General features: G+C 56.8%; 19 protein-coding genes. 11 read left to right on the top strand and 8 right to left on the bottom strand.

Annotation, left to right across the window (positions count from 1 at the left end):
* Positions 1-18: 18 nt before the first annotated feature.
* The 4 genes from modC to NYE92_RS21140 all read right to left on the bottom strand — a co-directional run bounded on the left by modC (position 19) and on the right by NYE92_RS21140 (position 2,827).
* On the bottom strand, positions 19-1,077 hold the full coding sequence (gene modC / locus NYE92_RS21155) for a molybdenum ABC transporter ATP-binding protein ModC (protein WP_014593216.1): 1,059 nt from the start codon (positions 1,075-1,077) through the stop codon (positions 19-21).
* Entirely contained in the window at positions 1,071-1,766 is a 696-nt protein-coding gene (modB, locus tag NYE92_RS21150; protein WP_015700722.1) for a molybdate ABC transporter permease subunit, read from the bottom strand. Before modB ends, modC begins: the two co-directional genes overlap by 7 nt.
* Positions 1,763-2,536, bottom strand: a complete 774-nt coding sequence (gene modA / locus NYE92_RS21145; RefSeq protein WP_028714954.1) for a molybdate ABC transporter substrate-binding protein — start codon at positions 2,534-2,536, stop codon at positions 1,763-1,765. Before modA ends, modB begins: the two co-directional genes overlap by 4 nt.
* A gap of 135 nt (positions 2,537-2,671) precedes the next feature.
* Positions 2,672-2,827, bottom strand: coding sequence for an AcrZ family multidrug efflux pump-associated protein (locus tag NYE92_RS21140; protein WP_014606279.1), 156 nt, complete (start codon positions 2,825-2,827; stop codon positions 2,672-2,674).
* A gap of 142 nt (positions 2,828-2,969) precedes the next feature.
* Here NYE92_RS21140 and modE point away from each other — a divergent pair, with 142 nt between their 5' ends.
* The 6 genes from modE (at position 2,970) to gpmA (ending at position 9,642) form a co-directional block, all read left to right on the top strand.
* The gene (modE, locus tag NYE92_RS21135) at positions 2,970-3,752 is read left to right on the top strand and encodes a molybdenum-dependent transcriptional regulator (RefSeq protein WP_013025093.1); all 783 of its coding nucleotides are present in this window, start codon (positions 2,970-2,972) and stop codon (positions 3,750-3,752) included.
* Between the two features lie 75 nt (positions 3,753-3,827).
* Positions 3,828-5,300, top strand: a complete 1,473-nt coding sequence (gene modF, locus NYE92_RS21130; protein ID WP_088900408.1) for a molybdate ABC transporter ATP-binding protein ModF — start codon at positions 3,828-3,830, stop codon at positions 5,298-5,300.
* A 220-nt stretch (positions 5,301-5,520) separates the two neighbouring features.
* A complete protein-coding gene (gene galT / locus NYE92_RS21125; protein ID WP_064373422.1) occupies positions 5,521-6,567 on the top strand; it encodes a galactose-1-phosphate uridylyltransferase in 1,047 nt (348 codons plus the stop codon).
* Positions 6,564-7,712 carry a galactokinase gene (galK, locus tag NYE92_RS21120; protein ID WP_019106139.1) on the top strand — a complete coding sequence of 383 codons (1,149 nt, stop codon included), beginning with the start codon at positions 6,564-6,566 and terminating at the stop codon, positions 7,710-7,712. Before galT ends, galK begins: the two co-directional genes overlap by 4 nt.
* On the top strand, positions 7,706-8,740 hold the full coding sequence (gene galM / locus NYE92_RS21115) for a galactose-1-epimerase (protein ID WP_064373419.1): 1,035 nt from the start codon (positions 7,706-7,708) through the stop codon (positions 8,738-8,740). Before galK ends, galM begins: the two co-directional genes overlap by 7 nt.
* Positions 8,741-8,889: 149 nt before the next feature.
* Positions 8,890-9,642 carry a 2,3-diphosphoglycerate-dependent phosphoglycerate mutase gene (gene gpmA / locus NYE92_RS21110; protein ID WP_013025088.1) on the top strand — a complete coding sequence of 251 codons (753 nt, stop codon included), beginning with the start codon at positions 8,890-8,892 and terminating at the stop codon, positions 9,640-9,642.
* A gap of 58 nt (positions 9,643-9,700) precedes the next feature.
* Here the strand turns inward: gpmA and aroG are convergent, their stop codons facing one another.
* On the bottom strand, positions 9,701-10,753 hold the full coding sequence (aroG, locus tag NYE92_RS21105) for a 3-deoxy-7-phosphoheptulonate synthase AroG (protein ID WP_014606285.1): 1,053 nt from the start codon (positions 10,751-10,753) through the stop codon (positions 9,701-9,703).
* A gap of 293 nt (positions 10,754-11,046) precedes the next feature.
* Here aroG and NYE92_RS21100 point away from each other — a divergent pair, with 293 nt between their 5' ends.
* The 4 genes from NYE92_RS21100 (at position 11,047) to zitB (ending at position 16,073) form a co-directional block, all read left to right on the top strand.
* A complete protein-coding gene (locus NYE92_RS21100; RefSeq protein ID WP_013025086.1) occupies positions 11,047-11,400 on the top strand; it encodes a YbgS-like family protein in 354 nt (117 codons plus the stop codon).
* Between the two features lie 101 nt (positions 11,401-11,501).
* A complete protein-coding gene (locus tag NYE92_RS21095; RefSeq protein ID WP_015700728.1) occupies positions 11,502-12,083 on the top strand; it encodes a response regulator transcription factor in 582 nt (193 codons plus the stop codon).
* Positions 12,065-15,139, top strand: a complete 3,075-nt coding sequence (locus NYE92_RS21090) for an ATP-binding protein (RefSeq protein ID WP_014593207.1) — start codon at positions 12,065-12,067, stop codon at positions 15,137-15,139. The genes NYE92_RS21095 and NYE92_RS21090 overlap by 19 nt, the downstream gene beginning before the upstream one ends.
* Positions 15,117-16,073, top strand: coding sequence for a CDF family zinc transporter ZitB (gene zitB / locus NYE92_RS21085; RefSeq protein ID WP_013025083.1), 957 nt, complete (start codon positions 15,117-15,119; stop codon positions 16,071-16,073). The genes NYE92_RS21090 and zitB overlap by 23 nt, the downstream gene beginning before the upstream one ends.
* Here zitB and pnuC read toward each other — a convergent pair.
* The 3 genes from pnuC to NYE92_RS21070 all read right to left on the bottom strand — a co-directional run bounded on the left by pnuC (position 16,067) and on the right by NYE92_RS21070 (position 18,516).
* The gene (gene pnuC / locus NYE92_RS21080; protein WP_014593205.1) at positions 16,067-16,789 is read right to left on the bottom strand and encodes a nicotinamide riboside transporter PnuC; all 723 of its coding nucleotides are present in this window, start codon (positions 16,787-16,789) and stop codon (positions 16,067-16,069) included. The genes zitB and pnuC overlap by 7 nt on opposite strands.
* A 25-nt stretch (positions 16,790-16,814) precedes the next feature.
* Positions 16,815-17,876, bottom strand: coding sequence for a quinolinate synthase NadA (gene nadA / locus NYE92_RS21075; RefSeq protein WP_014593204.1), 1,062 nt, complete (start codon positions 17,874-17,876; stop codon positions 16,815-16,817).
* A gap of 133 nt (positions 17,877-18,009) precedes the next feature.
* Positions 18,010-18,516 carry a methylated-DNA--[protein]-cysteine S-methyltransferase gene (locus NYE92_RS21070; RefSeq protein WP_019106133.1) on the bottom strand — a complete coding sequence of 169 codons (507 nt, stop codon included), beginning with the start codon at positions 18,514-18,516 and terminating at the stop codon, positions 18,010-18,012.
* Positions 18,517-18,674: 158 nt separating this feature from the next.
* Here NYE92_RS21070 and NYE92_RS21065 point away from each other — a divergent pair, with 158 nt between their 5' ends.
* A complete protein-coding gene (locus NYE92_RS21065; protein ID WP_014593202.1) occupies positions 18,675-20,117 on the top strand; it encodes an AlkA N-terminal domain-containing protein in 1,443 nt (480 codons plus the stop codon).
* Positions 20,118-20,230: the final 113 nt, after the last annotated feature.

Below are 20,230 nucleotides of genomic sequence, written 5' to 3'. Positions count from 1 at the left end.
AAGGCACGCCTGCCGGGTTCAGGCCGTCACCGACACGCTTTTAATCTGGGCATACAGCCACTGTGACGGCCGGATATTGAGCTCGTCGCGCGCCCAGGGCGAGATGCGCGCCCACAGTTCGCTTACGCCAATGCGCAACCTGACCTCAACCTGATCGCCCACCTCAATGAGTTCGACGACCTGCGCAGGCAGGATATTGCGGATAGAGCTGTGCTGAGCCGGTTGCAGCGTCAGGGAGACGTCCGCCGAGGCAATACGGATCCGCAATGCCGATTTAACGGGCAAATTCACCCGACTGACCCAAATATGTTGATCGCCCAGAGACAGCGCCGACATAGGATAATCAGGATGGTGCTCCAGCACCTGCACACGCAGCACGCTGGTCAGATCGCTGGCGGGCAGCCATGGCCGCATTGCGCTGCTGCTCCAGACGCGCTCCAGCGGGCCAAAGGCTTTAACCTTACCCTGATCCAGCACCAGCACGTTATCGGCCAGTTGCAGAATCTCCTCCAGGCTATGGGAGACGTACAACACGGGAATATCAACCTGCTTCGCCAACTTCTGCAGATAAGGCATCAGCTCACGCTTGCGCGGTAAATCCAGCGACGCCAGCGGCTCATCCATTAACAGAATATCGGGCGCACTGAGCAGGGCGCGGCCAATAGCAACACGCTGCTTTTCTCCGCCCGACAGCGACAGCGGAAAACGATCCAGCAGCGGCTCAAGGCCCAGTAACGCCACCAGCGAATCAAACTGGCCCTTCATGCTGGCCGAGAGGCCGTAACGTAAATTCCCCCGAACCCGGTAGTGCGGAAACAGCCGTGCGTCCTGGAAAACGTAGCCGATGCGGCGCTTTTCCGGCGGCAAGGCGATCTGCTGATCGGCATCAAACAGTATTCGCTCATTCAGCTGAATGCGTCCGCGCTGAGGTTGGGTTAAGCCGCCAATGGCGTTAATCAGTGAGGTTTTGCCCGCGCCCGACACGCCGAATATCGCGGTGATACCGCTGGCGGGGATCGTCACATCAACCTCAAGCTGATGCTCGCCCAGGCGTTGAGCCATGTTCAGCGTCAGCATGAAGCCCCCATCCGTTTACGCCCCCACTGCGCCAGCCATTCAGACGCCAGTAAGGAAGCCAGTGCCAGAACGATCGCGATAACGCACAAACGTGCGGCGGCCCCTTCCGCCCCGGGCGTTTCAATCAACGTATACATCGCCAGAGGAATGGTGCGGGTTTCGCCGGGAATATTGGAAACGAAGGTAATAGTGGCACCGAACTCGCCAAGGGAACGGGCAAAGGCCAGTACGGTGCCGACAATAATACCGGGCAGCGTTAACGGCAGCGTAATGGTAAAAAAGACCCGCCAGCGTCCGGCACCTAAGGTGCGCGCAGCCTGCTCCAGCCGGCTATCCACCGCCTCCAGCGCCAGACGAATGGCCCGCACCATGAGGGGAAAGGCGATCACCGCAGAGGCCAGCGCCGCGCCGCGCCAGCTAAAGGCGAAGCTGAAGCCAAACCATTCATACAGTTTTTCACCGATGATGCCGCGCCGGCCCAGGCCAATCAGCAACAGGTAACCCACCACCACCGGCGGCAGTACCAGAGGCAAGTGGATCACACTGTCGAGGATGGCTTTACCGGGGAAGCGGCAACGTACCAGCACCCATGCCATCAGGATACCGAATGGCAGACTGCACAGTACGGCAATGCCTGACACCTGCAGGCTGAGCAGGACCGCCTGCCATTCAACATCACTGAGTATCATTTTTTAGGCGAGAATCCGTATTGTTTGAACACTGCGGCCGCTTCCGGCCCTTTCAGGTAGTTATAGAAAGCCTTAACGGCAGCGTTGTCGCGATCGTTAACGATTGCGACAGGATATTCGACCGGCTTGTGGCTGTCTTCCGGAAAGGTGCCCACCACCTGAACTTTTTTACTGGCTACAGCATCTGAGCCGTACACAATGCCATAAGGCGTTTCATTACGTTCCACCAGCGCCAGGGCGGCGCGCACATTACTGGCACGCGCCAGCGCCGGGGAAACAGAAGACCAGGCACCCAGCTTTTGCAGCGCTTCTTTAGCATAGATGCCCGCCGGCACATGATCGGGATCGCCCACGGCCAGACGTTCGCCCTTCAACAGGCTTTTCCAGTTGGTTTGATCGTTGATCGTCACCGGTTTGGCGCTGTCGCTGCGCGGTGCAATCAGCACCAGGTCATTGCCCAACAACGTATAGCGGGTGCTGTCGATCATGCTTTTTTTAGCAACGGCATCGTCCATCCACTGTTGATCGGCTGAGATAAACAGATCGGCAGGTGCGCCCTGCTCAATCTGACGCGCCAGTACCGAGGACGACGCAAAGGATGAGACAACGTCAGTGCCGTGCGTTTTTTTGTACTGTGCTGCAATCTCTTCCAGCGCGTTAGTGAGTGACGCCGCCGCAAACACGGTGACCTTATCGGCCGCCAGCGCCTGGCCTGCCAGTGAAACGCTCATTACCAGCGCAATGCTCAGACGACGAAAGGGTAAACGCATGATTTTTCTCCAGTGATCGTTATATATTGAATAATACAACGCATTATCTGACAGCGGCGTCAAATTAGCAAAAAAGTAAAAAGAGGCGTTCAGGGCGAGGACAACGTCCGCACTGAGGCGGACGTTGTGTGGGGATTAGTTCTGTGAGCGGGCGTTGTTGTTGTCGCGGCGACCCGTTTTAGAGATGAGGTTAAACACTTCACCCAGGCCGTAGATCAGGCCTAACATAATCGCCATTACCACAGGTACCATGATCACTGCCACGGCGAGGCTTTTGATGAGTTCCAGCATGAAGAGTCCCACTTTGCGTGTAAAAAAAGAGATTGTAACGGCTTAGTAAAACTTTGCGCAGACCTTTTCGTGCTTTTACTTTGAGGCTGAAAGCTCGTTATCATCTGCCTGATTACGCGATTCATTCTTTGCAGGAGCCACCATGCAAGCCGAACTCACCCTTCACATCCGCCTGCAGCAAAAGCTGTTTGCCGATCCACGCCGCATTGAACTGTTAAAGCGCGTGCAGCAAACCGGTTCGATTAGCCAGGGCGCGAAGCTGGCGGGCATCAGTTACAAAAGCGCCTGGGATGCCATCAACGAGATGAACCAGCTGGCTGAACAGGAAATGGTGACGCGGGCAACCGGTGGCAAAGGCGGCGGTGGCGCGCAGTTAACCCGCTATGGCGAACGTCTGGTACAGCTGTTCGGCCTGATGGAAAAGATTCAACAGCACGCCTTTGATGCTCTGCAACAGGACTCGCTGCCGCTGGACAGCCTGCTGGCCGCTATCGCCCGCTCTTCATTGCAAACCAGCGCACGTAATCAACTGTTCGGCACCGTGGTGGATAACGACGCGCAGCATATCCAGCAGCACCTGACCATTCTGCTCTCGGATGGCGTAACCCGGCTCAACGTCGCCCTGACCGCGCGCAGCGCAGAACGCCTGCATCTCAAGGCAGGCAAAGAGGTGCTGGTTCTGATTAAAGCCCCGTGGATCAGCCTTCATACTGATGCAACCGGGGCGGATAATCAGCTGGCCGCCACCATAAGCGCTATCGAAACCGGTGAGCAGGTCAGTGAAGTCCTGATGCGCCTGCCGGGCGGTGAAACGCTGTGTGCCACGCTGGAAAACGCGGAAATTGCGCGTCGGCAGTGGCAACCGGGTCACGCCGTGATCGCCAGCTTTAGCGCCAGCCACGCCATCGTCGCCGCTTTGCGTTGATTTATCATTCGGGTTTGACTTCGTTCGAAGCAGTGGCTACAACAACGGTTAACGCTGCAAAAAATGGAACGAATCATGGCTTCATTGCATATTTCGCAAGGCATATTTCATCTTAATGATGCGCGAGTGTTGTCGCTGACCGATGTACACCTACAGCCCGGCGAGCGCTGGGCGTTTGTCGGAGCCAACGGCAGTGGTAAATCCTCACTGGCGCGCGCCCTCTCGGGGGAACTGGCACCGCTGTCAGGTCAGGTAACCTGTGATTTTCAACGTCCCAGCCGCCTGTCGCTGGAGCAGTTGCAGAAGCTGGTCGCCGATGAGTGGCAACGGAATAACACCGACCTGCTGAGCGAAGGTGAGGATGATACCGGCCGCACAACGGCTGAAATCATTCAGGATGAGGTTAAAGACAGGGTGCGCTGCGAGCAGCTGGCCACGCAGTTTGGTATCACCGGCCTGCTTAACCGCCGTTTTAAATACCTCTCTACCGGTGAAACGCGCAAAACATTACTGTGCCAGGCGCTGATGAAGCAGCCCGACCTGCTGATTCTGGATGAGCCTTTCGACGGCCTGGATGTCGAATCGCGCGCGAATCTGACCGCCACGCTGCACCAGTTGCCGCAGGCGGATTTTACCCTGGTGCTGGTGCTGAACCGCTTTGATGATATTCCGGACTACGTTGACCGGGTCGGCGTACTGGCAGAATGCAGCCTGACGCATGTCGGACCCCGTGAGGAGATTCTGGCGCAGGCGCTGGTGGCCCAGCTGGCGCGCAGTGAGCAACTGGCTGGCATGGCGCTGCCGGAAGCCGACGTCCCGGATGCGCTACCGCCGCTGGCAGATGACGCGCCGCGAGTGCTTCTGCGTAACGGCATCGTATCCTATAACGACCAGCGTATTATCGACGGCCTCGACTGGCAGGTTAATACCGGGGAGCACTGGCATATTCTCGGGCCAAACGGCGCGGGCAAATCCACATTACTCAGCCTGGTCACGGGCGACCATCCCCAGGGCTACAGCAACGATTTAACCCTGTTTGGCCGGCGCCGTGGCAGCGGCGAGACCATCTGGGATATCAAACAGCATATTGGCTATGTCAGCAGCAGCCTGCATCTTGATTACCGCGTAAGCGTCAACGTCCGGACCGTGATCCTGTCCGGCTTTTTTGACTCGATTGGTCTTTATCAGGCCGTCTCCGATCGCCAAATGGCGCTGGCGCGTCAGTGGCTGGCGCTGCTGGGCATGGATAGCAGAATGGGGGATATGCCCTTTCACGGTTTATCCTGGGGCCAGCAACGGCTGGTGTTGATCGCCCGGGCGCTGGTTAAGCATCCTACGCTGTTGATACTGGATGAACCCTTGCAGGGGCTTGATCCACTCAACCGCCAGCTGGTAAGACGTTTCATCGATATTTTGATTGGTGAAGGCCGTACTCAACTCCTGTTCGTTTCACATCATGCTGAGGACGCGCCCCAGTGTATTACCCACCGTCTGCATTTTGTGGCCCAGCCTGACGGCGGCTATCGCTACCAACAGGACAGGATTTGAGTGCCCTGACGCCGTGCCAGCGGCGTTGTTTACCACCAGATGTAAACGCTACCATTTAAACCTGTTTTTTAGCGATGCGATGTGCGGATCCGCCTTTAAATAAGAATATTCAGCTTGTGTAAACGATACCACTTATCCAGACTGGATCACGTTTTTGACTCACCCGATGTGCTATTTTTTCTTGATGACTTTTTAATTTTGACGCTTACCAGGATGCAACATGGAAAAATTTAACCCGGCCGATCATCCTCATCGCCGTTACAATCCCCTGACCGATCAGTGGATTTTGGTTTCTCCTCATCGTGCCAAACGTCCCTGGCAGGGGGCTCAGGAAACGCCCGCAGTGAATACGCTGCCGTCACACGATCCTGACTGTTTCCTGTGCGCAGGCAACACGCGCATCACGGGCGATGTGAATCCTGATTATCAAGGCACCTACGTTTTTACGAATGATTTTGCCGCGTTAATGACGGATACGCCCGACGCGCCAGAAAGCGATGACATGTTGATGCGTTGCGAAAGCGCGCGCGGTACCAGCCGCGTCATCTGCTTTTCGCCCGACCACAGTAAAACCCTGCCCGAAATGTCACTGAGCGCGTTACAGGACGTCGTCCGCACCTGGCAAGAACAGACAGCTGAACTGGGTCAGCACTATCCCTGGGTGCAGGTCTTTGAGAACAAGGGCGCCGCGATGGGCTGTTCTAATCCTCATCCCCATGGACAAGTGTGGGCCAACAGCTTTCTGCCTAATGAAGCCCAGCGCGAAGACGATCTGCAGCGCCGCTATTTTGCCCAAAAGGGCTCGCCGATGCTGGTGGATTACCTTGCGCGTGAACAGCAGGATGGCAGCCGCACCGTTGTTGAAACCGAACACTGGCTGGCCGTGGTGCCCTGGTGGGCGGCGTGGCCGTTTGAAACCCTGCTGCTGCCAAAAACCCATGTTAAGCGCCTGACCGATTTGACCGATGCGCAGCGTGACGATCTGGCTTGTGCCATCAAGCGCCTGACCAGCCGTTACGACAACCTGTTTCAGTGCTCTTTCCCCTACTCCATGGGCTGGCACGGCGCGCCGTTCAACGGTGACGACAATGAACACTGGCAGCTGCACGCCCACTTTTATCCGCCGCTGCTGCGTTCCGCAACGGTGCGCAAATTTATGGTCGGCTACGAGATGCTGGCTGAAACCCAACGCGATTTAACCGCAGAACAGGCAGCCGAACGCCTGCGTTCCGTGAGCGATATTCATTTCCGTGAGGCAAAACAATGAGCTTAAAAACCATCACGCAGCAGGTGTTTACTGAGACTTTTGGCTATGCGCCTACCCACGCGATTCAGGCCCCAGGCCGCGTTAATTTGATTGGCGAGCACACCGATTACAACGACGGTTTCGTGCTGCCTTGCGCTATTGATTATCAAACGGTTATCGCCTGTGCAAAACGCGACGATCGGCAGGTACGCGTGGTTGCCGTGGATTACGATCAGGCGCAGGACATCTTTTCACTGGATGCCCCGATTACCAGCGTAAAAGAACCCATGTGGGCGAACTATGTGCGCGGCGTCGTCAAGCACCTTCAGCAACGCGCACCGGATTTTGGCGGCGTCGATATGGTGATTAGCGGCAACGTGCCTCAGGGCGCGGGCCTTAGCTCTTCCGCCTCGCTGGAAGTGGCGGTCGGAACGGTTTTCCAGCAGCTGTTTAACCTGGCACTGGACGGCGCCGCCATCGCGGTCAACGGTCAGGAAGCAGAAAACCAGTTCGTGGGCTGTAACTGCGGCATTATGGATCAGCTGATTTCCGCGCTGGGCCAGAAAGATCATGCCATGCTGCTGGACTGCCGGACGCTGGGCACGACACCGGTTTCGATGCCGGACGATATTGCCGTGGTCATCATCAATTCCAACTTCCGTCGCAGCCTGGTGGGAAGCGAATACAACGTTCGCCGTGAGCAGTGTGAAACCGGCGCACGCTTCTTTAACAAAAAGGCGCTGCGGGATGTCGACCTGGCCGAGTTCAACGCGGCTGAGTCTCAGTTAGATCCGCAGGTTGCCAAACGCGTACGTCACGTCATCACTGAAAACGCCCGTACGCTGGAGGCCGCCGAGGCGCTGTCTCGCGGCGATTTAGCCCGCATGGGCGAACTGATGGCGGAATCTCACGCCTCCATGCGTGATGACTTCGAAATTACCGTGCCGCCGGTGGATACCCTGGTCGAGATTGTTAAAGCCGAGATCGGCGATCGTGGCGGTGTTCGCATGACCGGCGGTGGCTTCGGTGGCTGTATTGTCGCTCTGATGCCGCTTGATCTGGTGGATCGGGTTCAGGCCGCCGTCGCCAGCCAGTATGAAGCCAAAACGGGCATCAAGGAGACCTTCTACGTGTGCAAAGCATCAGAAGGAGCGGGCCAATGCTAAACGATGTGAACTCCCATGCGCCGGACGGTCAGCCGTGGCGCATCACCGTATTACGTAATGCCAATGGCATGATTGCCACCTTTATGGACTGGGGCGCAACCTGGCTGTCGGCGCGGGTCCCACTGCAGGACGGTCACGTGCGTGAAGCCCTGCTGGGCTGTGCAACCCCTTCCGACTATCTGCATCAGGATGCCTATCTGGGTGCCACGGTAGGCCGTTATGCGAACCGTATTGCCGGCGCGAAACTGAATAAAATCAGCCGCCCGTTGAGCGCCAATCAGGGCGAACATCAGTTACACGGCGGCCCAGAAGGGTTTGATAAACGCCGCTGGCAAATTGTCAGTCAGTCAGAAACGGAAGTGCGTTATCGTCTTGATTCGCCCGATGGCGATCAGGGCTACCCGGGCAACCTTATTGCTGATTTACGCTATGTGCTGGATGACGATAACTGCCTGTCCATTCACTATCAGGCGCAGTGCGACCAGCCCTGCCCGGTCGGTCTCACCAACCATGCTTACTTTAATCTTGATGCGCATCATGGTGATGCGCGCCAGCATCGGTTACAACTGCACGCCGATCGTTACCTGCCCGTGGATAGCGAGGGGATTCCCAACGGCCCACTGAAGGCAGTGGACGGCACCAGCTTCGATTTCCGTCAGGCCAAACGCATTGAGCAGGATTTTCTTGCCGATGACGATCAGAAGGCAGTTAAAGGCTATGACCATGCTTACCTGCTGAACAGTGCAGGCGATAGCAGCCAGCCTGCCGCTGAACTCTGGTCAGAGGACGGCAAGCTCCAGTTGAGCGTGACCACGTCAGCGCCCGCGTTACAGTTCTACAGCGGTAACTATCTGGCCGGCACGCGCGCCCGGGAGCAGGAAAGCTATACTGCTTTTCAGGGGATCGCGCTGGAGAGTGAATTTTTACCGGATTCGCCTAATCATCCCGAGTGGCCACAGGATGATTGCTGGCTGCAGCCGGGAGATCGTTGGGAATCCGTCACGCGCTATCGCTTTACACCACGCTGAGCCACCGTGTGAAAAACGCGCAGTGCGTCACAGACAGACTTACGCAGTGCGCCGTTTTCCGCTATGGTAGAACGCAATTGGTCAGCCAACGGGCTGGCGACAGCAGGTTTCCATTATCTCAGAAACATCAAGTATTAAGGAGTTAAGCTATGGCTGTAACTAAGCTGGTTCTGGTGCGACACGGCGAAAGCCAGTGGAACAACGAAAACCGCTTCACCGGATGGTATGATGTAGACCTTTCTGACAAGGGCCGTACCGAAGCTAAAGCAGCCGGACAGCTGCTGAAGAAAGAAGGTTTCGTGTTTGATTTCGCCTACACCTCTGTGCTGAAACGCGCCATTCACACCCTGTGGAATGTGCTGGATGAGCTGGATCAGGCCTGGCTGCCCGTTGAGAAATCCTGGCGTCTGAACGAACGTCACTATGGCGCGCTGCAGGGCCTGGACAAAGCTGAAACCGCCGCAAAATACGGCGACGAGCAGGTTAAACAGTGGCGTCGTGGCTTCGCGGTGACTCCGCCAGAGCTGGACCGCAGCGATGAGCGTTTTCCTGGACACGACCCGCGTTATGCTTCGCTGAAGCCTGAGCAGCTGCCCACCACCGAAAGCCTGGCGCTGACCATCGAACGCGTGATCCCTTACTGGAACGAATCCATTCTGCCACGTATCAAAAGTGGTGAGAAAGTGATCGTGGCGGCCCACGGTAACTCACTGCGTGCGCTGGTGAAATACCTGGACAACATGAGCGAAGAAGAGATTCTTGAACTGAATATCCCGACCGGCGTTCCGCTGGTGTACGAGTTCGATGAAAACTTCAAACCGATCAAACATTACTACCTGGGTGATGCTGACGAGATCGCAGCGAAAGCCGCGGCCGTTGCCAATCAGGGTAAAGCGAAGTAATTTTGCTTCCGTGCAAAAAGGGCCAGACAATGTCTGGCCCTTTTTTATTGCGCCCTGCTTACCTGCGACGCTTTATAACCGCATCGGCCAGCTGACGCAGCACCTTTTCGGTATCGGCCCAGCCAATACAGGCATCCGTGACGCTCTTGCCGTAAACCAGCGGCTCGCCGCTTTCCAGGCTCTGATTCCCTTCAACCAGATGGCTTTCAATCATCACGCCGATAATACCGCGCTCACCGTTGATCATCTGCTGTGCCACATCGTCCGCCACCTGCATCTGCTTCTGAAACTGCTTGCTGCTGTTAGCATGGCTGAAGTCGATCATTACCTGCTGAGGCAACCCGGCTTTTTCCAGACCGGCTTTCACCGCGCTGACATGACTGGCGCTGTAGTTCGGCTCTTTACCGCCGCGCAGGATGATATGGCAGTCGCCGTTACCGCGGGTTTCCACAATCGCGGAGTGACCGTATTTGGTCACTGACAGGAAACAGTGCGGTGAACCGGCTGCGTTGATGGCATCAATCGCCACTTTAATGGTGCCGTCCGTACCGTTTTTAAACCCTACCGGGCAGGAAAGGCCGGAAGCCAGCTCGCGGTGAACCTGTGACTCGGTGGTACGGGCACCGATGGCCCCCCAGCTCATCAAATCCGCCACGTACTGCGGCGTAATCATATCCAGGAATTCGCCAGCGGCAGGCAGGCCGGAATCGTTGATCTCCAGCAGCAGCTTACGCGCGAGGCGCAGGCCGTCGTTTAGCTGAAAGGAGCCATCCATGTAAGGGTCGTTGATCAGCCCTTTCCAGCCAACGGTGGTACGCGGTTTTTCAAAATAAACGCGCATGACCACTTCCAGCTCGCCTTTAAGCTGCTCACGCAGGGTTAACAGGCGCGCCGCGTACTCTTGTGCGGCTTCCGTATCGTGAATTGAGCAGGGCCCAATGACCACCAGCAGGCGATCGTCCTGGCCGGTCAGAATCTGGTGAATGGCCTGGCGAGCCTGAGACACGGTCTGCGCTGCACGTTCGGTGGCAGGAAATTTTTCCAGTAAGGCTACGGGGGGCAGGAGCTCTTTGATCTCTTTGATGCGTAAGTCATCGTTCTGGTAATTCATACTCATTCCATATAATTTCTGGCCCGGCGCCCGCCGGACACAACCCAGCCAATGTAGCCCGAAGCGCACAGGGTGTAAATTCCTGATGAGCGCATAATGTATGCGTGAAATTTGCATAAATGGGTTATGCGTCTAGACTTTTAAAGGTAATCACTGAGGAACGGTGGCTTACTTTTATTAACACCTGTCTTTAAGCTAACCAGCGAAATTTTATTTCGCTCAGGGCGCTTTTTCTCTGAACCTTATCTGGCAGCGGTTAGAGACAGCAAATATCATTTATTAACGGGAGCATAATGATGAATAAGTTTGCAATAATTTTTCTGACGGCAGCAATGACTCTGGGCAGTGGCGCAGCAATGGCTGCCAACGGAAACTCTAACCAGGCCGCAGCAGCAGGCGCAGTCGCCGGCGGCGCGAATGAGAATCTGCCACCGAACAAAGTGGATAACAGCAAAATTAATAACACCGGCACTGAGATGTCTTCTCCAACCCGAGACAGCACCTCCAGCAGCAAACACATGACTGCCGATGAAATTGACAAGAACACGCAGTGTAAAGATGGCAAATGCCCTGACATGAATAAAAAAGTGCATACCAAAAAAGGTGGCGGTCACGTTAATACCAAAACTGACGGCACCACGCAGTAATCATTGACTGTTGAGCTGATAAGGAGAGCCTGGCTCTCCTTTATTTTATCCCGCCGCAACTTCCGCTATGCTGAGCCTGTTAACTTGACAGGGAAATGTTCATGGCCTCACTGCTTCTGATAGACGATCATCCACTGGTTGAAGTAGCACTCGAAGCTGCATTGGCTAAATCCCCCATTCCTCTTCAACTTTATTCCGCCTGCAGCGAACAGTCTGCCCGCGCTTTTCTCTCGCTTCCGCCCGATATCATCGTGCTGGACATCGGCTTGCCCGATGGTGATGGGCTGGAGATCCTGCGTCGCCTGAAGATCCATTTACCCGACTGCCCGGTGCTGATTTATTCTGCCCAGCAAACTAGCCACTACGTCAGGCGCGCTCAGGCCCTGGGCGCGGCAGGCTATGTGGTGAAGAGCCAACGCATGGAGCAGTTACTCAGCGCGATTCTGGCGGTACTCGGTGGACACGTCGCCTTCCCCGACTGTCCTGACGAGCCGGAACTGCCGTTGACCAGTAAAGAGCGCCAGATACTGGCTTTGCTGGCCAGTGGCTTATCCAATCTGCAAATTGCCGAGCGGCTGCATATCAGTAACAAAACCGTCAGCACTCACAAAAAGAATATTCTGGAAAAAACCGGCACCCGCTCCGTCGTTGAGCTGGCTGATTTATGGAAAGCACAGCAGTGAGACGCTGGCTGCTCCTGTTCCTGCTGATGTTTACCACGCTAGCGCAGGCCGATGTGCGCCCGGTCAGCAGCATCAGTCTGCCCATGATGATGCCGGTCAAAGGCGCCGAGCTGATGCAGGGCAAAGTCTTGCGGGTCGGCCTGCTGGAGGAGAATAATGCGCCCTGGACAATGCGGGTGGGTAACGATCTCTACGGCATCGATGCCGATTACCTGGCCGCGCTGCACCAGTTAACCGGGGCGCAGTTCACGCTCAGTCTGTATGCCACTCAGGCTGACTTATTAGGCGCACTAACGGACGGCCGGATAGATTTTGCTTTGGGAATGATTGCCCCGCCCCTGCCAGCCAATACGGTCGCCAGCGACAGCTGGTTTAGCAGTCCGTTGCGTATTTATCGCAATCAGCAGAACCAGCGTGCCGTGATGTTCAATAGTCATAATGCTCAGTTGGCTATCAGTCATCTCACGCTGGCCCAGCTGCCCCCGGCCTTGGCGGCCCGTCATCAGTGGCGAACCTACGGCAGCGATCTTCAGGCGCTCTATACGTTGTTGAATCAGCAGAACGATTACGTTGTGGCGGATGAAACCAGCGCGGGTTTTCTGTTGAGTCAGTTGCAACAGGGACAAATCTACCAAATCGCTTCCGGCATCGATGCCGGTCAGCTCAACCTGCGCGCCGTGGCACGCGATCCGGCGCTTATCGCGTGGCTGAACGAGAGTCTGCGCCAGCTCCCCGCCGAGCTGATGAGTACCCTGCAGGCGCGCTGGAGCAGCAGTCTTCCCCGCTATCAGGACACGCAGACGCTGATGCTTAGCGCCAGCGAGCGCGAGTGGATAACGGCCCACCCGGTTGTGGCCTACGCGGCTGAAGCGGATAACTATCCCTGGAGTTACCGTGACAGCAACGGCACCGCGCGGGGCTACGGTATTGATCTGCTCAACGCGGTGGCCCAAAGCACAGGATTACGTTTTACCCCGCGCTGGGTTAGTAACCCTCAGGAGGCCGCCAGTCTGATCGCTCAGCACCAGGTGATGTTACAGCTGATGCAGCCGCTTAACGGCGAAACGCAAAGTACCAGCCTGCCGGTCTGGCGCGCGCTGTGGGGCATTTATATCCGCCAGCCAGCTGACTGGTCACACTGGAGCGATCTGGCAGGCAAGCGCATCGGAATTCTGCAGAATGACCTGGCGCAACGCCTTATTCCTGAGAACGCGCAGGTTCAACGCTACAGCGACCGAAACAGCCTGTACGATGCGCTGGCAACCGGGCAGATTGACGCCTTAGTCGATAACGTGTTGTCCGCGCGCTGGCGGATTGCCAGCCGTAACGATCCGCAGATTCATCTGGCTTTTGCCGCCAGCGATATTGCGTGGCCCATCGCGGTGGGCATCGCGCCCGATCGGCCCGAGCTGCGTTCCCTTCTGGATCGCGCATTGCAGCAGATCCCCGCCGATACGCAAAACCAGATGCGCGATCGCTGGTCGATGCCACCGCAACCTGGCAGCGTTGCGGCGATGCGCGTCCTGCCGGTGGCCGTATTGTTGACGGGCGGCGTCGCCATCGTGATTTTGCTGGTGCTGCTTGCCCGACGTTACTGGCAACAGCGACGTGACCGTCAACAGCGTGAGCAGGCCGAACGCGCCAACGCGATGAAAAGCCAGTTTTTAGCGACGGTCAGTCACGAACTGCGCACGCCCATGCAGGCGATACTGGGCTTGCTGGAGCTGGAAAAACAGCAGCGTTCCAGTGACAACCTGCAACTGCTGCACCGCAGCGCGCAGTCACTGATGACGCTGCTTAACGATCTGCAGGATCATGCGCGAATTGAAAACAACAGTTTTGCCCTGTCGCCCCGTCCGCTGGCGCTAGCCCCCTGGCTGGCGCAGCAGCGCCATTTCTACCACCCGTTGATGCGCCCGGAGGGGCCGCGGCTGCAGGTTGAAGCCCTGACCCCGCTGCCTGACGCGATTATGATGGATGCCGATCGCCTGCAGCAGGTCGTGAATAATCTCATCACCAACGCGTTTAAATTTACCCGGCAGGGCCTGATTCGCCTGACGCTGTCGGCCACGGACAGGTTGCAGTTAACCGTGAGCGACAACGGCAGCGGCATCCCGGCAGAGGAGCAGCGTAAACTGTTCGATCCCTGGTACCAGGCACCGTCGGGAAAAGCCGTATCGGTCCAGGGCAGCGGACTGGGGTTGTTTATCTGTCGGGAGATGGTGCAGCGGATGGGCGGCGATATTGCACTCCATTCCGTACCCGGCAAAGGCACGGATGTCACGATCGTGCTGCCACTGATCCCCTGTGATCCCGTTCCTGACAGCGACCCGACGGCCCTGCCGGGCTTTCCGGGGCTGCGCGTGGCGGTGGTTGACGATCATCCCACCAACCTGATCGTCATGGAGCAGCAGCTTGCCCGCTTTGCTGTTCAGGCTGACTGTTTTGAGCATGGCCGCGATCTGCTGCTGGCCGATGCGCGCTGCCCTTACGACCTGCTGTTTATCGATCAGATGATGCCGCGTCCTGATGGCACGCTGCTGCTGCGCCTGTTACGCCGTCGGCAACGACAGCGTGGCGGCAGGCAGCGACGGGTGCTGTGTTCCGCCGATGCGCAGTTACTTAACGTGCAGCTGGCTGCGAACGAGCGCGTGCTGATTAAACCGGTTCAGCTACAGGATATCGGCGAGATACTGGCAGACTTCCGCGACGATCCGCTGGCGTCAGTGGAGGACAATCTGTGGCAGCTGGCACAGCAAAACGAGAAATTTCTTAACCGACTGGGTAAAACATTACGTGATACCCTGGAGAAAGATCGGGCACAGCTGTATGCCGCGCACCAGACCGGTGACGCGACGCAGCTGGCCGAGTCAGCACACCGTATGAAAGGAAGCTGGCTGTTGATTGGCATTGAAGAAGGGGCAAGGCTCTGTCAGCAGCTGTCTGACAAGGCGAAGCACCAGCAGGACAGCTCAGCAGAATGGCAATTGCTGATATCATTGACCGACAGGTTATTACTCAAACTGGATACTTATGGCACACACCCACTCTCATAGCGGTCAGGACACCAACCGTAAGCGCCTGATGGCGGCCTTTGCCGTGACGGCGCTCTTTATGGTCGCGGAAGTGATTGGCGGCTGGATTTCAGGCTCACTGGCCCTGCTGGCGGATGCAGGTCATATGCTGACCGACGCCGCCGCGCTGCTGATGGCATTACTGGCCGTACAGTTTGCCAAACGTAAACCCAACGATCGTCATACCTTTGGTTTGCTGCGGCTTACCACGCTGGCCGCCTTCGTTAACGCCATTGCCCTGATCCTGATTACCTTCCTGATTGTCTGGGAAGCCATTGAACGCTTCTCCCATCCGCAGCCCATCACCGGCGGCCTGATGCTGGGCATTGCGATTGGCGGGCTGCTGGCGAATATTCTCTCATTCTGGCTGCTGCATCACGGCAGTGAAGAGAAGAACCTCAACGTGCGGGCGGCCGCCTTGCATGTGATGGGCGACCTGCTGGGTTCGGTAGGTGCCATCGTCGCGGCGGTCATCATTCTGTTGACGAACTGGACGCCTGCTGACCCTATTTTGTCGATTCTGGTATCACTGCTGATACTGCGTAACGCCTGGGCGCTGCTGCGGGAGAGTTTTCATGAGCTACTGGAAGGCGCGCCTGATTCGCTGGATGTGACTAAGCTCAGACGCGATCTGAAGCGTAATATTGCAGAGGTGCGCGATGTTCATCATGTGCATGTCTGGCAGGTGGGCGAGAAGCCGATTTTAACGCTGCATGTTCAGGTGATCCCGCCGCGCGATCACGATGGTTTACTGCGCCGCATTCACACCTATCTGCACGACCATTATCAAATTGAACACGCGACGGTGCAGATGGAGTTTCAGCCCTGTGTGGGACCGGACTGCGCGCTTAACACGCCGGTGATTGAGGGTGCTCACCACCATCACGAGCACGGTGAGCACGCACATCATCACTGAGCAGACAGCGCACGAGAACCCTGTTTTCGTGCGCTGATTATCCACATCCTTGAGCCATTGAGCGCAATCAACGTCAAAATAGCGTACTCCAGCGCCATCGCGTAAACCCCCTGACGGGCAAATATCATCACGCTGATGACGTTGATAATCACCCAAAGCAGCCAGTTCTCGACGTACTTACGCGTCATCAGCACCATGGCCACAATCGACAGCACCATCAGGCAGGCGTCCCAGAAGGGAAACGCATCCGGCTGCAGCGTGGGCATCGCCACGGCAAAGCCCGCCGCATTCATGAGGCTCACCGCCATTTGAGTGAGAAAGGCAAAGACCGGATCGATATACACCGTCATAAACGCAATCGCGATCACGCAGCCAACCGCCCAGCCAATGGCTTTTGCGCGCGGTAACCAGCGTATAGTTAACTCGGCCTGATGATCAGACGTTTGCCGACTCCAGGCGTACCAGCCATAAACGTTAGCCGCAAAAAAGAACAGCTGTAACAGCAGGCTGGCATAAAGCTGAATTTGAAAAAAGATCACCGCAAACAACGTGACGTTTAGCAGACCAAACGCATAGTTGACGATCTTTTCCAGACTGGCGAGCCAGATACACAGCAGGCCCGCCAGTGTCCCAATGGCTTCAATCCATGACAGATCGTAGCCCGTGGCCCCCAGGGGGATGTGTACTAAAATATTTTGTGTGCTAAAAAAATCCATATCAGCCACCTGTCAAAGACGCGCGTTACGCGTTTCCTTTCACGTTATGTTTGAGATTTGCAGCAAAGGATAGCATACGGTTCAGCGGTACCAGTGCGGCTTCACGCAGCGCCGCATCCACGTGAATTTCATGTGCCTGCCCACCTGACTCCAGCGCCTCGGCAATGGCTTGCAGTCCGTTCATGGCCATCCAGGGGCAGTGCGCACAGCTTCGGCAGGTCGCACCTTCGCCTGCCGTCGGCGCTTCCAGCAATATTTTGTCGGGCACCGCCTGCTGCATCTTGTAAAAGATACCGCGATCGGTCGCCACGATCATCTGCGGATGCGGCAGGCTTTTGGCAGCCTGAATCAGCTGGCTGGTCGAGCCTACCGCATCGGCCAGATCCACAATCGCCTGGGGCGATTCGGGATGAACCAGCACCGCCGCATCCGGATAAAGCGCCTTCATCCGCTGCAGTGCCTGGGTTTTGAACTCATCATGGACGATGCAGGCGCCCTGCCAGCACAACACATCGGCCCCGCTTTTTTGACTGACGTAGCGCCCCAGATGCCGATCGGGTGCCCAGATAATCTTCTCACCCAGGCTATCCAGATGCTCGATTAATTCCACCGCGATACTGGAGGTGACCACCCAGTCGGCGCGCGCTTTCACCGCCGCCGAGGTATTCGCGTAAACCACGACTGTACGATCGGGATGGGCATCGCAAAAGGCGTTAAATTCCTCAATCGGACAGCCAAGATCCAGCGAGCATTCGGCTTCAAGCGTGGGCATCAGGACGGTTTTTTCCGGGCTGAGGATTTTGGCCGTTTCCCCCATAAACCGGACGCCGGCCACCAGCAGCGTACCGGCCGCATGCTGGCTGCCGAAGCGCGCCATTTCGAGCGAGTCAGAGACGCAGCCACCGGTTTCTTCCGCCAGGGCCTGAATCTCAGGATCGGTGTAGTAATGCGCCACCATCACGGCATTGCGAGCCTTAAGCAGCGCTTTAATTTTTTCCCGATAAAAGGTTTTTTGCTCGTCGTTCAGCCGGGCAGGCTTCGGCGGAAAAGGATAAACAGCATTTTCTGGATCAAAGATTGCGCTCATGACACCGCTCTCGTTCTGTAAAATTAACGAAAATCGCCAGTTATGGCTTAACAGGACGTAAATATTGCCATCGTGTTTTATATGCTAAACACGATAGCGGAAAAGCGGCAGAGTGTCGTGTTTTATTTGTTCGCTACGATGAAGAGAGGCCGACAAGCCCCTGCTGGGGCGCTTCCAGCTTGAGTAAGAAGGCTTTGACCGCCAGCCCGCCCGCAAAGCCGGTCAGTTTGCCATTCGTCCCAATCACTCGATGACAGGGCGCCACAATCGACAGCGGGTTTCGGCCATTCGCCGCGCCCACCGCGCGCACCGCGGCAGGATGACCAATCGCCTCGGCAATTTGTCGATAACTGCGCGTTTCGCCAAAGGGAATGGTGAGCAGCGCCTGCCACACTTTTATCTGAAAGTCGGTTCCGGCGAAATCCAGCGGTAAGGTAAAACGCTGGCGCGTCCCCGCGAAATACTCGTGCAGCTGGGTTTCGGTTTCGCGCAGCACCGGATGGTTATCGTCGCGTTCTACCGGCGATAAGCGGGGATGTCTGCGCACTTCGTCCTGCCATAAAATGGCCGCCAGACCGCGATCGCTGGCGATAAGCGTGAGTTCGCCGACCGGGGTTGTCACAGGTTTGCAGTAATACATGCTGTTCCTCCCATCATCATTCTGTCGGGCATTATCGCACTTTTTTAGCGTCAAACTGGCTGTTTTCGGTCATTACAATAAACTGATGTGCTGTCCGAAAACAGCCAGTCAATCTCATCCGCCAGCGCTACGCTGTCGCTATTTGCCGGAGAGCAACCATGTTTGATCCAGATACGGCTTACCAGGCGTTAACGTCGCGGGATACGCGTTTTGACGGCGTGTTTTTTGTTGGCGTGACCTCAACCGGCATTTATTGTCGTCCGATATGTCCGGTTAAGCCGCCGATGCAAAAAAACTGCGTGTTCTTTAGCAGTGCTGAGGCCGCGGAGAAAGCGCGTTTTCGCCCCTGCCTGCGCTGTCGTCCTGAACTGGCACCCGGTAATGCGCCCGTCGACAATGCCCACAGAGTGGCCGACCGTCTGGTGCAGCGCATTGAAGAGGGGTTGCTTGAAGAGCACGCAGGACTGGACGACATCGCCACCGAGTTTGGCATGAGTGCCCGTCAGCTGCGGCGGATTGTGCAGCAGGAGTTAGGCGTCACCCCGCTGGAGCTGAAACAGACACGGCGCATGTTGCTGGCCAAGCAGCTACTGACTGAAACCACGCTCCCGGTTACCGATGTTGCCTACGCCAGCGGCTTCGGCAGTTTACGGCGCTTTAATGACGTGTTCCAGGCCCGCTATCGCATGACACCCGGCGCCTTGCGAAAAACCGCGCCGCAACCCACACAGCAGCCAGGCGATACCATGCAACTACAGCTCAGCTATCGCCCGCCCTATGACTGGCAGGCAATGCTGGATTTTCTGCAGTTGCGGTTGATGAAAGAGATTGAAGCCGTTGAGGGCCAAACCTACCGCAGAACCGTGGCGCTGGGTCAGTATCGCGGCTGGGTCAGCGTTTCACCGCTCCCGGCCAGGCATGCGCTCCGCGTTGAGTTCACGCTGTCCCTGACGCCGGTATTACCTGCACTCCTGCGCCGCCTGCGCGATCTGTTCGACCTGAACGCGCAGCCGCAGCGAATTGCGGCTCACCTGCAGCAGGATCCTCTGCTGGCACAAAGCCTTCATGACGCTCCCGGCCTGCGCGTGCCTGGCGCGTTTGACAGCGTTGAAATGGGCGTCCGTGCCATTCTGGGTCAGCAGGTCACCGTGAAAGCAGCGACCACCCTCAGCAGCCGTTTTGCCCAGGCGTTTGGTGAGCCCTGCTCGACGCCATTCCCGGACCTGTCCCGCTATACTGTCCAGCCACAGCGCATCGCACAGGCGACGGTCGATGAGATTGCCAGCCTTGGGATTGTCAGCGCGCGAGCCAGAGCGATTCTGGCGTTTGCAGGTGCCTGTGTTGAGGGCAGCCTGCGTTTTAACGCTACGCTCACGCCCGATGAGATTATGACGCGGCTGGTCGCGCTGCCGGGCATTGGCCCCTGGACCGCGCATTACATCGCCATGCGCGCACTGCGCTGGCCTGATGCTTTTCCCAAAGAGGATATTGCTATACGCAATAAGCTGGGAGGCCTGACGCCTAAGGCCGCAGAAGTTCGTTCGCAGCAGTGGCGCCCGTGGCGCAGCTATGCCGTGATGCATATCTGGAAAAGCCTGTAAGCCTTACGCGGCGCGCTCATAATTTCTGCATTATCAAAAAAATAACCGCGTTCTTACTAAACTCCTGCCCTGTGCAACCGATAACCAATTTGGCTTAACATCGTTGACATGGG

This window comes from Pantoea sp. B566 (assembly GCF_024793925.1).
Taxonomy (GTDB): domain Bacteria; phylum Pseudomonadota; class Gammaproteobacteria; order Enterobacterales; family Enterobacteriaceae; genus Pantoea; species Pantoea ananatis.
This window is presented reverse-complemented; position numbering and strand designations above follow the sequence as displayed.

Excerpts from the sequence above, each read along its gene's own strand:
- modC (WP_014593216.1), bottom strand. The coding sequence starts at position 1,077 with ATGCTGACGCTGAACATGGCTCAACGCCTGGGCGAGCATCAGCTTGAG.
- modB (WP_015700722.1), bottom strand. The coding sequence starts at position 1,766 with ATGATACTCAGTGATGTTGAATGGCAGGCGGTCCTGCTCAGCCTGCAG.
- modA (WP_028714954.1), bottom strand. The coding sequence starts at position 2,536 with ATGCGTTTACCCTTTCGTCGTCTGAGCATTGCGCTGGTAATGAGCGTT.
- NYE92_RS21140 (WP_014606279.1), bottom strand. The coding sequence starts at position 2,827 with ATGCTGGAACTCATCAAAAGCCTCGCCGTGGCAGTGATCATGGTACCT.
- modE (WP_013025093.1), top strand. The coding sequence starts at position 2,970 with ATGCAAGCCGAACTCACCCTTCACATCCGCCTGCAGCAAAAGCTGTTT.
- modF (WP_088900408.1), top strand. The coding sequence starts at position 3,828 with ATGGCTTCATTGCATATTTCGCAAGGCATATTTCATCTTAATGATGCG.
- galT (WP_064373422.1), top strand. The coding sequence starts at position 5,521 with ATGGAAAAATTTAACCCGGCCGATCATCCTCATCGCCGTTACAATCCC.
- galK (WP_019106139.1), top strand. The coding sequence starts at position 6,564 with ATGAGCTTAAAAACCATCACGCAGCAGGTGTTTACTGAGACTTTTGGC.
- galM (WP_064373419.1), top strand. The coding sequence starts at position 7,706 with ATGCTAAACGATGTGAACTCCCATGCGCCGGACGGTCAGCCGTGGCGC.
- gpmA (WP_013025088.1), top strand. The coding sequence starts at position 8,890 with ATGGCTGTAACTAAGCTGGTTCTGGTGCGACACGGCGAAAGCCAGTGG.
- aroG (WP_014606285.1), bottom strand. The coding sequence starts at position 10,753 with ATGAATTACCAGAACGATGACTTACGCATCAAAGAGATCAAAGAGCTC.
- NYE92_RS21100 (WP_013025086.1), top strand. The coding sequence starts at position 11,047 with ATGATGAATAAGTTTGCAATAATTTTTCTGACGGCAGCAATGACTCTG.
- NYE92_RS21095 (WP_015700728.1), top strand. The coding sequence starts at position 11,502 with ATGGCCTCACTGCTTCTGATAGACGATCATCCACTGGTTGAAGTAGCA.
- NYE92_RS21090 (WP_014593207.1), top strand. The coding sequence starts at position 12,065 with ATGGAAAGCACAGCAGTGAGACGCTGGCTGCTCCTGTTCCTGCTGATG.
- zitB (WP_013025083.1), top strand. The coding sequence starts at position 15,117 with ATGGCACACACCCACTCTCATAGCGGTCAGGACACCAACCGTAAGCGC.
- pnuC (WP_014593205.1), bottom strand. The coding sequence starts at position 16,789 with ATGGATTTTTTTAGCACACAAAATATTTTAGTACACATCCCCCTGGGG.
- nadA (WP_014593204.1), bottom strand. The coding sequence starts at position 17,876 with ATGAGCGCAATCTTTGATCCAGAAAATGCTGTTTATCCTTTTCCGCCG.
- NYE92_RS21070 (WP_019106133.1), bottom strand. The coding sequence starts at position 18,516 with ATGTATTACTGCAAACCTGTGACAACCCCGGTCGGCGAACTCACGCTT.
- NYE92_RS21065 (WP_014593202.1), top strand. The coding sequence starts at position 18,675 with ATGTTTGATCCAGATACGGCTTACCAGGCGTTAACGTCGCGGGATACG.